The 14,707-nt window shown below is 27.5% G+C and carries 14 protein-coding genes; 7 read left to right on the top strand and 7 right to left on the bottom strand.

Going from position 1 to position 14,707, the window contains the following annotated elements; all coding sequences use genetic code 11:
* Window positions 1-108: 108 nt before the first annotated feature.
* The 3 genes from HF520_RS10330 to HF520_RS10320 all read right to left on the bottom strand — a co-directional run bounded on the left by HF520_RS10330 (window position 109) and on the right by HF520_RS10320 (window position 1,719).
* Window positions 109-429: a hypothetical protein gene (locus tag HF520_RS10330; protein ID WP_168573950.1), complete on the bottom strand. Its 321-nt coding sequence runs from the start codon at window positions 427-429 to the stop codon at window positions 109-111.
* A gap of 15 nt (window positions 430-444) precedes the next feature.
* On the bottom strand, window positions 445-576 hold the full coding sequence (locus tag HF520_RS15350) for a hypothetical protein (protein ID WP_256372431.1): 132 nt from the start codon (window positions 574-576) through the stop codon (window positions 445-447).
* Window positions 577-825: 249 nt separating this feature from the next.
* Window positions 826-1,719 carry a DUF4097 family beta strand repeat-containing protein gene (locus HF520_RS10320; protein WP_168573948.1) on the bottom strand — a complete coding sequence of 298 codons (894 nt, stop codon included), beginning with the start codon at window positions 1,717-1,719 and terminating at the stop codon, window positions 826-828.
* A gap of 337 nt (window positions 1,720-2,056) precedes the next feature.
* Between HF520_RS10320 and HF520_RS10315 the strand changes: the two genes are divergently transcribed.
* From HF520_RS10315 to HF520_RS10305, 3 genes are read left to right on the top strand one after another with little or no spacing between them, the layout of a single operon-like run.
* Window positions 2,057-2,518, top strand: coding sequence for a MarR family winged helix-turn-helix transcriptional regulator (locus HF520_RS10315; protein WP_168573947.1), 462 nt, complete (start codon window positions 2,057-2,059; stop codon window positions 2,516-2,518).
* Window positions 2,519-2,560: 42 nt separating this feature from the next.
* On the top strand, window positions 2,561-4,291 hold the full coding sequence (locus HF520_RS10310) for an ABC transporter ATP-binding protein (protein WP_168573946.1): 1,731 nt from the start codon (window positions 2,561-2,563) through the stop codon (window positions 4,289-4,291).
* A complete protein-coding gene (locus HF520_RS10305; RefSeq protein ID WP_243155143.1) occupies window positions 4,284-6,104 on the top strand; it encodes an ABC transporter ATP-binding protein in 1,821 nt (606 codons plus the stop codon). The genes HF520_RS10310 and HF520_RS10305 overlap by 8 nt, the downstream gene beginning before the upstream one ends.
* 57 nt (window positions 6,105-6,161) lie before the next feature.
* On the opposite strand, the gene HF520_RS10300 is transcribed toward HF520_RS10305, so the two are convergent.
* Window positions 6,162-7,046 (bottom strand): LysR family transcriptional regulator, encoded by an 885-nt coding sequence (locus tag HF520_RS10300; RefSeq protein ID WP_168573945.1) that lies wholly within the window; start codon window positions 7,044-7,046, stop codon window positions 6,162-6,164.
* 158 nt (window positions 7,047-7,204) lie between these two features.
* Between HF520_RS10300 and HF520_RS10295 the strand changes: the two genes are divergently transcribed.
* The gene (locus HF520_RS10295; RefSeq protein ID WP_168573944.1) at window positions 7,205-8,833 is read left to right on the top strand and encodes an FAD-dependent oxidoreductase; all 1,629 of its coding nucleotides are present in this window, start codon (window positions 7,205-7,207) and stop codon (window positions 8,831-8,833) included.
* Window position 8,834: 1 nt separating this feature from the next.
* On the top strand, window positions 8,835-9,782 hold the full coding sequence (locus HF520_RS10290) for a 4Fe-4S binding protein (RefSeq protein ID WP_168573943.1): 948 nt from the start codon (window positions 8,835-8,837) through the stop codon (window positions 9,780-9,782).
* Between the two features lie 120 nt (window positions 9,783-9,902).
* Here the strand turns inward: HF520_RS10290 and HF520_RS10285 are convergent, their stop codons facing one another.
* Window positions 9,903-10,463: a hypothetical protein gene (locus HF520_RS10285; protein WP_168573942.1), complete on the bottom strand. Its 561-nt coding sequence runs from the start codon at window positions 10,461-10,463 to the stop codon at window positions 9,903-9,905.
* A 108-nt stretch (window positions 10,464-10,571) separates the two neighbouring features.
* Window positions 10,572-11,324, bottom strand: coding sequence for a glycerophosphodiester phosphodiesterase (locus tag HF520_RS10280; protein WP_168573941.1), 753 nt, complete (start codon window positions 11,322-11,324; stop codon window positions 10,572-10,574).
* A 239-nt stretch (window positions 11,325-11,563) separates the two neighbouring features.
* On the opposite strand from HF520_RS10280, the gene brnQ reads away from it, so the two are divergent.
* Window positions 11,564-12,874 carry a branched-chain amino acid transport system II carrier protein gene (gene brnQ, locus HF520_RS10275; RefSeq protein ID WP_168573940.1) on the top strand — a complete coding sequence of 437 codons (1,311 nt, stop codon included), beginning with the start codon at window positions 11,564-11,566 and terminating at the stop codon, window positions 12,872-12,874.
* 81 nt (window positions 12,875-12,955) lie between these two features.
* The gene (locus tag HF520_RS10270) at window positions 12,956-13,339 is read left to right on the top strand and encodes a YkvA family protein (RefSeq protein ID WP_168573939.1); all 384 of its coding nucleotides are present in this window, start codon (window positions 12,956-12,958) and stop codon (window positions 13,337-13,339) included.
* Window positions 13,340-13,483: 144 nt separating this feature from the next.
* Here the strand turns inward: HF520_RS10270 and HF520_RS10265 are convergent, their stop codons facing one another.
* Window positions 13,484-14,560 carry a pyridoxal phosphate-dependent aminotransferase gene (locus HF520_RS10265; protein WP_168573938.1) on the bottom strand — a complete coding sequence of 359 codons (1,077 nt, stop codon included), beginning with the start codon at window positions 14,558-14,560 and terminating at the stop codon, window positions 13,484-13,486.
* Between the last annotated feature and the right edge of the window lie 147 nt (window positions 14,561-14,707).

Raw genomic sequence — 14,707 nt, 5'->3', positions numbered from 1 at the left:
GATAGGTTGTCAGTAACATTATGTTTTACACTTTTGTACTGACAACCTATCTATTATTAAATTAGAATCCAATTGCTTTATGAAACTGTTATTTTTTTATATAAAATTTTAATATGGACAGTCAGGGCACCCTTGCCCACAACACATACCTAGCTCCATATTTTCTGATTTTATATTAATGTGATTACTGTTGTCAGTGTTTATCCTAAAATCTCCATATTGCATATATTCGTACTCATTAACTAAGACAGTCATACCATCTATGTGGTATATTAAGTCATCACTTTTTTTATTATCTGTAGTTATATCGAATATAGGCCCATCAGCACCGACTCCAGAGAAGTAAATTCTGATGTTTTCTCCTTGTTGATTGTTACTTTTAAGTTTATTTTTTATTGATAAAAGAGATTTTTCGTCTATTGCAATCATTAATAATATCCTTTCTTAATGTCCGCAGCCTGAGCAACCTCCACCACAGCCACCATCACTACTTGAATTTTCTGGTGCTATCATAAATCCATATCCAGTGTCTCTTATAAACATATCTCCATATTGCATATAGTCATTCTCACTCATTACAAAGTTTATACCATCTACAGAATAAGCTTTGTCATCACTCTTTTGCTCATCCAGAGCAAGGCCAAACGATGGCCCACCTCAACCAATGCCTGCAAAATAAATTCTTATTTTACTTTCAGGACTTTTATCTTTTAGTACATCTTTTAAAGCCATAGTAGCTTTTTTGTCTAAAGTTACTTTCATGAAATTCAATCCTTTCTAAAAATATTATTTATAACTATTATACCTCTAATTATGCATATGTATTTAAAAAATTTTATTTATTTTTATATTTCCAATGCCACAGTCAATAGTTAGAGTATATTTTGGATTTTTTCCAATGCTATTTTCTTTGAAATCAGTTTTAATTTCTCCAATATCACAAGACGAATTTATTATAAAATCAAACTCTTTTAAAATATTTACTTCTATATCCCCAGTGCTAGAAGATATCTCTGTATCACCAGTCATATTGCTAATACCAGATTTTATATTTCCAACAGTATTATTTATGTACCCTTTACCAGATATATCTGAAACATTTATAGATCCAGTATTTAAACTTATACCATATTCTTCACATATTAAAGTATCAATACTAAAATCTCCAGTACGCCCTTCAAGTATAAAAGAATTACACTTTAAATCTTTTATATTAACGCTTCCAGTGGTTAAATTTAAATTAAGTTTGTTTAAGTTTACATTATAATCAAAATCTATATTTCCTAGAGATAATTTAAGGTTTAAGTCATTTTTATAAGTACTTGGTAAGTAAATTAAGACTTGTCTACTAAAGGATTTTCCAAGAGAGTTTATATTTAGGTTTGAATTTCTATGAATGTTTATTTTATTATTTTCTGCATTGATTTTAAGTTGCTCTTCTTTAGATAAATCTCTTGTACATTTTTCTATTATTTTTATTTCATTGCTATTTTCATTTTCTAGAAATGATACGTCATCTACATCCAGTTGTAAATTAATATCAGTTATATTTTTAAGGCTTAAAGTATTTTCTGATACAATCTTTAACTTGTCTTTAGAATTTGTGAAATTTAAATTAAAAACTTCCTTTTCAGGTGTATGTATATTTGCGAAGATGAATACCAGTGATAAGCTAAGTGCTACCAAAAACATAATTTTAAAAATATTAAATTTTTTCATATTCCTTCTCCTCTTTACAATTAAAGTAAGCTATTAGTATTTTTCTAAAAGATATTTTTTATAAATAGTGACATATACAAAAGCATTACATTTTTTATTATATATAGAATAGTATTTTAATAATCTCTGTATGTCAATTTATTACAAAGAGAAATGTAATAAAATTTAATTTTTTAAAGAAATTCAAATAAAAAGTATAAAAATATTTTAGATTATAAAATAAAATATAAGGGTATATTTTGTTTACAGATAATTAAAGGTGTGATAATATAATAATCATTAGACCTCTAATCATTAGATGTCTAATGATTATTATATTTATGGGGTGAAACTAATTATGAAAAACAGTATAAGAAGTAATACATTACATGGGAGCTTAATGAGACTTAATAGATTACATAGAAAAATGGCTCATTACAAATTTAAAGAAGTTAATTTAACAGAAGGTAAGCCAAAAATTTTAGATATATTATTAAATAATCCAGGTTGTAGTCAAAGAGAGTTAGCAAATATGTGTAGACTTGAACCTGCAACAATAACAAGTATATTATCTGGAATGGAAAAAGAAGAGCTTATATATAGAGAAAGGAATCCAAAAGACAAGAGAATACTTAATGTATTTCTCACTGAAAAAGGTATAGAAGCACAAAAAGAAGTTGGAAGAGTATTTCTAGAATTAGATGAGATTTGCTTTGATGGGTTTAGTGAAGAAGAAAAAACTCAAACTATTGAAATGTTAAATAGATTATATGAAAATTTAGCAAAGAAAAAATTAGAGTATAAAGAAAGGGAAAAGTAAGGTTAAAAATTACTTTTACAAAACCGAAAGGAGAGATTGACATTGATAAAATTATTAAGATTTTTAAAAGGATCTGCAATAACTTGTGCAATATTAGCACCTATTGCTATGTGTTTAGAAGTTGTTATGGATTTACTTCAGCCAACGCTTTTATCAAAAATTATAGATATTGGTATAGCCAATGGAGATTTAAATTACGTATTAGCTGTAGGAGTAAAAATGGTTATTGCGGCAATAGTTGGACTTTTTGCAGGAGCTATATGTTCTTATTTAGCAGCAGTTGCTTCAATGAAACTAGGAGAAGGAATAAGAGAAGGTTTATTTGATAAAATACAAACCTTATCGTTTTTAGAATTAGATAAATTAAAAACATCTTCATTAATTACAAGACTTACAAATGATGTAACTCAACTTCAAATGATGATGAATATGGCCCTTAGAATGATGGTAAGAGCACCTCTTACAGCAATCGGTGGACTTGTAATGGCAGTAATATTAAGTAAAGAATTATCAAGTATTTTCTTAGTAGCACTTCCTATAATTTTAATTTCTATTTTATTAATAGTAAAAAAATCACTACCTCTTTTTACTTCAGTACAACAGAGAATAGATAATATAAATACTGTTATGCGTGAGAGTATATTAGGTGTTAAGGTTATAAAAGCATTTGCAATAGAGAAGACTCAGGAAGAAAGATTTAACGAAGCTAACAATAACTTAACTAATGAAAGTATAGCTTCACAAAATATGAACTTAATACTTTGGCCTATAGCTACTTTAATTATGAACCTGACAGTAGTAGCTGTTTTATGGTTTGGAGGAAATATGGTTAATGTAGGTTCTCTTGAAATAGGTAAGATAATGGCATTTATAAATTATTTACTTCAAATAATGGGATCAGTAGTAATGGTAATAAACATAATGCTTACTTTCTCAAGAGCAAGTGCATCAGCTACTAGAATAAATGAAGTTTTTGATACAGAGTCAAGTATAAAAGATAAAGATGATAATGTTACGGTTGAAAACTTTGATATAGAATTTAAAAATGTTTACTTTAGATACAATGAACATAGTGAAAATGTATTAGAAAATATATCTTTTACTGCTAAGCAAGGTGAAACTATAGGAATAATAGGTTCTACAGGTTGTGGTAAAAGTTCTTTTGTTAATTTGATTCCAAGACTTTATGATGCGACAGAAGGTGAAATCTTAATAGGTGGAGTTAATATAAAAGATATAAGCTTAAGTCAACTTAGAGAAAATATAGGTATAGTTCTTCAAGAAAATATATTATTTGGAGGAACTATAGAAAGCAACTTAAGATTTGGAAATGAAAATGCAGATGAACTAGATATGGAAAGTAGTGCTAAAGATGCTCAAGCTTATGAATTTATAATGAATAAAGAAAATACGTATAAAAGTGAAGTAGAGCAAAGAGGAAAGAACTTATCTGGTGGACAAAAGCAAAGATTATCAATTGCGAGAACTTTAATAAGGGATCCAAAGATATTTATAATGGATGATTCATCAAGTGCACTAGATATGGCAACAGAAGCTAAACTTCAAAATTCTATAAAAAATAGAATGAAAGATTCAACAGTCTTAGTAATAGCTCAAAGAATATCTGGAGTTATGGATGCAGATAAAATTATAGTTATGGATGATGGAAGAATATCAGATATAGGAACACATGAAGAGTTAATTAGAAGAAATGATATATATAGAAGTATAGCAGTTTCACAATTAGGTGAGGAGGTGCTGAAAGTTGGCTAGTAAGGCGATTTCCTTTGATAGACCTGGTAGAGGACCAGGTATGAATATGATGAAGAGTAATGAAAAACTAAATAATCCTAAAGAAACTATAAATAGATTATTAAAATATATAGGTAGTAAAAAATTATCCCTAGCTTTAATTTTTGTATTCTGCATAATAACTACTTTAGTTAGTATATTAGGTACAAAATTAAATGGAGAAATAGTAGATAAGTATATAGCAGTAGGTGATATAAGTGGGTTATACAAAATATGTATGGTTCTAATAGCTATGTATGTATTAGCTACAGCATCTACTTTTGTTCAAAATAGACTTATGGTAAGTATAGCTCAAAAAACATCAGCAGAAATAAGAAAAGATTTATATGAGAAAATGCAGAACTTACCATTAAAATATTTTGATACTCATTCAAGTGGAGATTTAATGAGTAGGTTAACAAATGATATTGATAATATAAATATGACTTTATCTCAAAGTATAACTCAGCTAATATCGGGAGTTATAAATATAGTAGGTATGCTTATAGCAATGTTAATGTTAAGTCCAAGTTTAACAATAATAGGTTTATTAACAATACCTATAACAATATTTGGAACTAGAACTATAATGAAATATACTCAACCTTTATTTATAAAGAAACAAAATGATTTGGGTAGATTAAATGGATATATAGAAGAAATGGTTTCTGGTCAAAAAGCAGTATTATTATTTGGTCAGGAAGAAAATGTTAAAAAAGAATTTAATAATATAAATAAAAGTATAACGAGTAGTGCAATACTTGCAGATGCACTTTCTGGTTGTATGGGTCCATTAAATAACTTTATAAATAATCTAACATACTTAGTATTAGCAGTATGTGGTGGAGTATTTATATTAAAAGGTGTAGATATAAGTGTTGGGATAGTATTTACAATAATACTTTATATGAGAAACTTTAACCAACCAATAAATCAAATACTTAATATATCTAACTCACTTCAAGGAGCTTTAGCAGGAGCTGAGAGAGTTTTTGAAGTTATGGATGAAGAACCGGAAAAGGATAAAGAAGATGTAATACATGTAAATGATTTACAAGGTGAAGTTGAGTTAAAAGATGTAGATTTCTCTTATAATAATGATAAGAAAATATTAAATAAAATAAACTTAACTGCTCATAAAGGTCAAACTATAGCAATAGTTGGTCCAACTGGATCTGGTAAAACTACTATAATAAATTTATTAAATAAATTCTATAATATAGATAGTGGAAAGATAACTATAGATGGAAAAAATATTGATAATTTTAGTATGGAGAGTTTAAGAAAATCTGTGGCTGTAGTATTACAAGATACTTATCTTTTCTCAGTGAGTGTTCGTGAAAACTTAAGATATGGAAATTTAAATGCTACTGATGAAGATATTATAAAGGCAGCAAAACTTGCAAATGCACATCACTTTATAATGCAACTTGAAGATGGATATGATACAGTTTTATCTGATAATGGAAGTAATTTATCTCAAGGTCAAAGACAGTTACTTGCAATAGCTAGAGCTATACTTTCGAAATCTTCTATATTAATACTTGATGAGGCAACATCTTCTATAGATACTAGAACAGAAGTTGCTATACAAGAAGCAATGGTAAATTTAATGAAAGGTAAAACTACATTTATAATTGCTCATAGATTAAGTACTATAAGAAATGCAGATAAGATACTTGCATTAAAAGATGGGGAGATAATTGAAAGAGGAACTCATGATGAGCTTTTAGAATCTGGTGGATTCTATGCAAATTTATATAATAGCCAATTTAGAAGTGGATTAAGTATATAAAAGAATAGGTCAAAGTACAGATATGTACTTTGGCCTATTTTTATATTAATTATATATTTAAAGGGTTGTTAAGTAATTATAAAATTTCATAGAGTTATTTGCAAAGATAGAGTTTTTTAAAAATATAAAATTAAACTCATGGAATAAGTTCATATTTTCAACATTTAACTTAACTAGTTCATTTTTAGAAAGCTCTTCTTTAGCAGCCCTTTCATACATTATAGATATACCTAAATTTTCTTTTACTAAATCTTTAATTACATTTATATTGCCAATTTCAATAGTATGATTGAAGTTTTCATAAGAATAATTATTTTCATAAATATAAATAGAAAAAATTTCTCTACTTCCAGATCCATTTTCACGAATTATCAATGTTTCTTTACATAAATCATCAAGTGTTACAATTTTCTTAGAAGTAAGTTTATTTGAAGGTGAAGCTATTGGGATTAATTTCTCCTTACTTAATAAAAGAGTTTCGTAATCAGCTTTATTGAAATGTCCTTCTATAATAGCAAAATCAATATTCCCTTTGTTTAGATTTTCCAATAAAAATTTTGTATTATTAACAACCATAGAAAGTCTTGTATTAGGATATAACTTAAGGAAGTTTTTTAGATATGGTGTTAAATAGAACTCTCCAATAGTCCTAGTTGCGCCAAAAACTAAAGATAGATTTTTACTTTTAGAGTCTTTTAAATGATGTTCAATATTAAGAGACATAGTTTGAAGCTTTTGAATATTACTTAAGAAGTCTACACCTTCCTTAGTTAAAATTAGCTTCTTATTTATATAATCAAAGAGTTTTAAATTATATTTAGATTCTAAGTATTTTATATGTTGACTAACAGCAGGTTGAGTAATTGATAAATTCTTTGCTGTTTTAGTACAGCTTTTACTTTCGCACAAATCGATAAAGGTTTTTAATCTAAAATCAATCATATTTTCCCCCTGGACATTAATAATTTTATAAACCTATATCTAAATAGTACTATAATAAAAATTTATAAATCAATAAATATTTATAATTTTACATTATACTAAAGGCAAACTACAATTATAGTAAAGTGTGTTAAAAAAATATCTAAAAGGTGATGTGGATGAATATTTTAGTTATAGGTGGAGTAGCTGCTGGTACTAAAGCTGCTGCAAAATTAAAAAGGGAAAACAGAGATTATAACGTAACAATAATTACAAATAGTAAGGATATATCATATGCAGGATGTGGCCTTCCTTATTATGTAGGTGGAGTTATAGAAAATAAAGAAAGTCTTATAGTAAATACTCCAGAAGCTTTTGAAAAACTAACTCAAGTTAAGGTTATTACAAACACAGAAGCAATAAAAATCAATAGAGAATTAAAGACTGTATTAGTAGTAAACACTATTACTAATGAAGAAAAAGAATATAGTTATGATAAATTAGTAATAGCAACTGGAGCAGAACCAATTAAGCCTAGATTAGAAGGAATAGACTTAAAAGGAATTTATTATGTAAGAACACCAGAAGATGCTATTAGTATTAGAGAAGCAATAAAAAATGAAGAAAAAAAAAGGGCAGTTGTAGTTGGAGGAGGATTTATAGGATTAGAAATAGCTGAGAATCTTTTAGAAAACAATATAAGAACAACTGTAATAGATGCAGGTGAAAGCATACCTCCTGGTTTTGATAAAGAAGTATCTCTTTATTTACAAGATAATCTTATAGATAAAGGTATTATGGTTCTTACTAATGAAAAAGTTACTTCTATAATTGGAGAAGAAAAAGTAAGTAAAATAAAAACTGATAAAAGATCTATAAAAGCAGATTTAGTAATAATGAGTGTAGGAATAAGACCAAACACTAATATTGCTAAAGAATGTGGTATAAAATTAGAAAGTAATAATACTATAAGCGTTGATTATAATATGAGAACTAATGATGAAAATATATTTGCAGTTGGAGATTGTGCATCAGTAAAAGATATAATGACACATAAAAATACTTGGTCTCCAATGGGATCATCAGCTAATAAAGAAGGTCGTTGTGTAGCGAGAACTATAGCGGGAAAAGAAAGTAAATTTAAAGGGGTTTTAGGAACATCTATAGTTAAATTATTAGATATAAGTGCGGCTAGAACAGGGCTTACAGAAAAAGATGCAAAGGAACTAGGGTATAACGTTGAAAGTGTAATAGTACCTCTAGATGATAAGGCTCATTACTATCCAGGAGCAGGTTTATTATTTATAAAATTAATAGCAGATAAAGATAGTGAAAAAATACTAGGAGCACAAGTTTTTGGAAAGGGTAGTGTAGATAAGCAAATTGACACATTAGCAACTGCTATTTATTTCGGTGGAAAGGTAAGTGATTTACAAGACTTAGATTTAGCATATGCACCACCATTTTCCACTGCAATTTCGCCACTTGGTCATGTAGCCAATGTTCTATTAAATAAAATAGAAGAAGATGTAAATATAATTAAGTTTGAAGAATTTATAGAGAATAAAGATAGCTATAAAGTAGTTGATGTAAACAAAGCTCCAACTATAGAAGATGCTTTATTTGTAGACTTAACAAAAATAGAAGGGAAAATAGAAGGTTTAGAGTATGATGATAAAATTCTATTAGTATGCCAAAGGGGAAAAAGAGCATACTTAGCATACAATAGAATGAAGTATTATGGATATAAAGATATAAGTATATTAGAAGGTGGACTATCACTAAATAAAGAAATGGGGGAAATATAAAATGGGAATAAAAATAAGTGATGAGCAAAGAAAAGCAGTAAAAGGTCAAGGATTCTTATCAAACAATGATGGAGAACATTTTTCATGTAGAATAATAACTAAAAATGGGGCTCTTAGTGCAGAACAACTTGAAAATATTTGTGAAGTTGCTAAAAAATATGGAAATGGAGATATATCTCTTACAACAAGATTAACATTAGAAGTTCCTGGAATAAAATTTGAAGATATAGAAAATGTTAAAAAACATTTAGCAAAAGACGATCTTAAGTCAGGGGGAACAGGTTCAAGAGTAAGACCAGTAGTTCCATGTAAGGGAAGTGTCTGCACTTATGGACTTTTAGATACTCAAAAATTAGGAACAGAGCTTCATAAAGAATTTTACGAAGTTTATTATGATGTAAAACTACCTCATAAATTTAAAATAGGAATAGGTGGATGTCCTAATAACTGTATAAAGCCAAGTTTAAATGATTTTGGAATAATGGGTCAACATGTACCAGAATATGATGAGGATATGTGTTCGGGATGTAAAAAATGTGCAGTAGAAACAACTTGTAAAATTGGAGCAGCTAAAGTTATAGATGGAAAATTAGTTATAGACAAAGAAAAATGCAATAACTGTGGTCTATGTATAGATAAGTGCCACTTTGATGCAATAGAAGGTGGAAAACAAGGTGTAAAAATAATGCTTGGAGGTAAATGGGGCAAACAATCAAGACCAGGAAATACTATAAAAGGTATATACACTATAGATGAAGCTAAAGAAATATTAGAAAAAACTATACTATTATATAGAGAATGGGGTAAAACTGGCGAACGTTTTGGAGATATGATCGACAGAATAGGAATTGAGAAAATAGAAGATGAACTATTAAATGGAAACATATTAGATAGAAAAGAAGAAATACTAAATGCATCTCTTCACTTAGTAGGAGGAGCAACTTGCTAGATTAATTTAGTATGTAGATGGAGCTTGGGGATATATGAATTTAGGTCATGCAGCGAAATGATGCTGCAAATGACCTTAAATTTCATATATTCCCCTGCGCTCTAATACTACAAAAATAAATTAATCTATCTTCTTATATATTATGGGATCTTCGAAGCCGAAGGTCTTTTTGTCATTTTTGTAAAATACTTCACTTACATAAAGTGTTCCGTTTTCTATTTTTTCTTTTAATACAAATTTTGTTACTGGTGAAAACATACTAGTACTTTCTCCAGTAAATACATTATTATTTTCGTTATAAACCATAGGATTGAATTTTTCAGATTTTACTAATGTATTGTAATCCATTATTAAATTTTCATTGTCATTTCTGAAATCTTCTTGTGACACATCTTTAGGTAGTTCATAAGATTCTAATACAACTTTGTTATCTGAATTTAATGTAAATAAGAATAAGTGAGGTAGAATATTTTTTCTATTACCTTGTTCATAGTAACTTTCTTCTATAACAAAGTATCCCTTAAAGTCCTCAGGTAAGTTCTTTATTTTATCATTACAAATCCCATTTATATGTTTAGCTTTAGGATGAGTTATATTCCCTTTAGATATTTGTTCATTAATTTGCTCATCATTATTAAACTTACCGCATAAATTTTCTACAAAAACTTCTAATACGTCCATGGTAAATACCCCTCCAATAATTTTATATTATAGATTATGTATAAACAACTTAGAAAAAAGACTAAATTAAAATAATTAAAGCTAAGTTATTTATAAAATAATTTATTACTAAATAGTTGTGTTGTCAACTTTTTTATCTAAAATTTCTTTCATTAAATCAGGATAATCACTAAAAACGCCATCTACATTAAGTTTAATCATTTTATTCATTGTATAAGGATGGTTTACTGTGTATACGAATACTTTTAAATTATTTTCATGAGCCAGATCTACAATTTCTTTTGATACAAGCCTTTTACTTATGTGTATGCTATAAACATTTAGTTTTTTTGCGTGCTTAACTATATTTTCCTCAGGAAGATAGTCTTCTTTATTTGAATAAAGAGCCCCATATTTCAATTTAAAGTTAAGATCCTGAAAAGCCTTAATACACTCATGATTAAAACTTGATATTATTACCTTATCTTCTATATTATATTTTTTTATTAATTTAAGAACATCCTCTTCTAAATGATAGTTTATTAAGTCAGTTTTAGCTTCTATATTTAAAGTAACATCAGAATCTTTTATAAGATTAATAACCTCTTCTAAAGTAGGAATCTTACAAAGGTCATTATCTTCATATTTAGTATTTTTGCATTTGAAAGATTTTAACTCATCAAGAGTATAGTCTTTAATTAGGCCTTTACCTTTAAAAGTACGCTTTATATCTTCATCATGTATTACAACTAACTCATTATCTTTAGATTTATGAACATCTAGCTCAATCCCATCAATAGGGAACGACAATACCTTTTTAAAAGAAAGCAACGTGTTTTCTGGATAGTATCCACTGGCACCTCTATGTGCAAAAATTTTCATATATTATCCTCCTTTAGAACTATGGTTATATTTTTTTATTTAAAATAAATATTATACTTTAGATAATATCAATATCTTATAAAAATATATAGCATATAACACTATATTTTGTTTATAAAAATAAGAAAATAATTAAAAATTTATATTTTTTTAAGTTGACTACCATAAAATGGATATGTATAATAATAAATAATTGAATTTATAAAATATTTAGAAAATTTAGAATAGGGGGTATAAATATGAAAAAGACTGTAGACACTCTAGTAGTGGGGTTTGCATTATTTTCAATGTTCTTTGGAGCTGGAAATTTATTATTTCCACCATATTTAGGTCTTATATCAGGTGAACATTGGTTAACTTCATTTGTAGGATTCGCATTAGCAGATGTAGGATTGGCATTATTAGTTATTATAGCGGCGGCAAAAGTGAACGGAAAGTTCGGAAATATATTAATCAGAAGTGGAAAGAGATTATCAGTAATAATAGGAGCAGCATCAGTTCTTTGTATAGGTCCACTTTTAGCAATACCAAGAACTGCTGCAACTACATATGAAATGGGTATTCAACCTATATTTGGAACATCAGGCAACATAGCATCAATCATAGTTTCTGTAATATTCTTTGGTTTAACATTATTTTTAACAATAAGACCTACAAAGGTTGTAGATATAGTAGGTAAGGTATTAACTCCATTATTAATATTATCTCTTATAGTATTAATAATACTTGGAATAGTCAATCCAATAGGGGATATAAGTCCAAACGTGTTAATAGATAAAAACTTATTTGCAGAAGGAGTATCTCAAGGATACTTAACTATGGATGCATTAGCTTCAGGAGTATTTGCTGGAATAATAATAAGTGCAATAGCTAGTAAGGGATATAATAATCCAGGAGAAAGGGTAAAATTAACAATAAAATCTGGATTAGTTGCAGGGATAGCTTTAGCATTAATATATGGAGGGCTTACATACTTAGGAGCTACTTTATCTAATAAATATGGAATAGATACACCAAGAGCTTTATTAATGGTAGAAATATCTTCCGCATTACTTGGTAATACTGGTAAGGTATTATTAGGAGTTATAGTATCATTAGCGTGTTTAACAACATCAATAGGACTAACATCAGCAACAGGTGAGTATTTCTCTGAAGCTACAAATGGAAAATTAAAATATGAAACAATAGTAATTGCTGTTTGTGTATTCAGTGCAGTAATATCTAATTTCGGTGTTGGAGCTATAATACAATTATCAGCCCCAATATTAGAAATTGTATATCCAGTATTTATGGCTTTAGTTTTATTATCACTAGTATGTCATAATGTGAAAAATGATAATGTATTTAAAGGAGCAGCCTATGTTACATTAGTAGTTAGTTTACTAAGTGTATCAAATGGATTATGGGGAGTTGCACCATTTATGGAAAAGTTACCATTAGCATCACTTGGATTTAGCTGGGTTTTACCAGCTATAGGCGGAGCTATAGTAGGATTTTTCATTAAGAGTGAAAAATCTATATCATTAAGGGAGAGTTACGACGCTGAATAATAATTGGAAGTAAAATCTATTTATATAAAGCCACGAATAATATATAATAATAATTAAGCTATATATTACAGAGGTGGTAAGATGAATAACTTTACTAAAGTAATTGATATTATTTTAGATGGGTTAAAAAGAATTTTAGTAAGATTTAAAAATGCTAAATTTGGTTTACTTTTTATTATAAATATATTTAAAATTCCTGACTTTATAACTGATAAAAGAGCTAATATAATTAGCAAATTAAAGGTTATATCTTCAATAGTAGTAGCTATTTTATATTTAGTATCTGTCATAGATTTTATTCCTGAAATGATAACTGGTGCTTTTGGAATGTTTGATGATTTATTAGTATTAGTTTGGTGTTTAGGAATTATGAGCGAAGAAATAGAAAAATATAAGCTTATGATAAAAGATGATAAAGGTTCAAATGTAATTGAAGATGTAGACTTTGAAGTTAAAGAAGATTAGTTTATGTTTGGGTATAGATAAATTATTGATAGAAAAATAAAAATTCTAGTCATATAGCAAATGTGATATTGCTAATGACTAGAATTTTTATTTTTTTGAGTAATGGACATTGCTGTTGGGTACATAAGCGAATTTTTTATGATGTTATATAAAAATCTCTTTTAGAGCATTTAATAAAAGTCTGTTTTCCTCTGGTTTTAATATGCATACTCTAAAGAAGTATTCATCTAGCCCATCAAATGATGAACAGTCCCTTATTATTATTTTATTAGGTATTAGTTTTTCTCTTAAAGTTCTTGCAGTTATTTTTTCTGATTGTATTTTACATAGAATGAAGTTTCCATTACTTTCGTAAACATGCAAGTCTTTTAATTGATTTAACTCCTCTGTTAGAAAATCTCTTTCTCTTAGTATTACATCTGTACAATGATTTATAAACTCTTTATCAGTGAACATAATTTGTCCCATTGATGAAGCGATTATATTTATATTCCATAAGTCTAATTGAGAGTTTATACTATCTTTTACTTTTTCATTTCCTATAAGTCCATATCCAAGTCTAAGTCCCGGTGTAGAGAAAAACTTTGAAGTTCCTCTTATAACAAATAGGTTATTGTAATTATCTACTAAACTAGTACTAGAATATATTTTAGTGTCTGTAAATTCTACATAAGTTTCATCTACCATTACAAAAGAAGAAGTTGATCTTAAGATTTTTTCAATTTCTTTTGACGTAAAAGTAAAGCCTGTAGGATTATTTGGATTACATATTATCACTAAGTCATATCTATTTTCACTTATATTTTCTATTAATTCTGAAACATCTATTTTAAAATTATTTTCGTATCTAGAAAAGTATTTTGTGATGTTACAGTTTATTTTTGATAATTCTTTTTCATATTCAGAGTAAGCAGGTGATAATAATAATGCTTTTTTAGGCTTTATTGTTTTTATAAATGAAGAAATTAACTCTGTTGCGCCACTTCCTAATATAATATTGTTTTCTAAACATTTACAGTAGCTAGCTATAGATTTTTTTAATTCTATGTAATTAGGATCTGGATACATTGATACTATATCTATATTATTTATGATATATTCTTTAGCAAGTTTTGATGTACCAAAAGGATTTATATTGGAACTAAAATCCATAAATTCTTCTTTTGAAAATCCATATTTGCTAGATAAATCATATAAGTTTGCACCATGATTTACACTCATTTAAATACCTCCTAAATAGTTATAAGTAGTAAATATTTATACTACCATTATATATAAAGTATAATACAAATGAAAAATTTAATCCAAGGCTTTAGTAGAATGTTTATTATTTAGTTATAAAGTTTATACTAGAGAATAATGGATTAA

Source organism: Romboutsia sp. CE17 (assembly GCF_012317385.1).
Classification (GTDB): domain Bacteria; phylum Bacillota; class Clostridia; order Peptostreptococcales; family Peptostreptococcaceae; genus Romboutsia_E.
The sequence above is the reverse complement of the archived record's forward strand: the minus strand, read 5'-3'. Positions and strand labels throughout refer to the sequence as shown.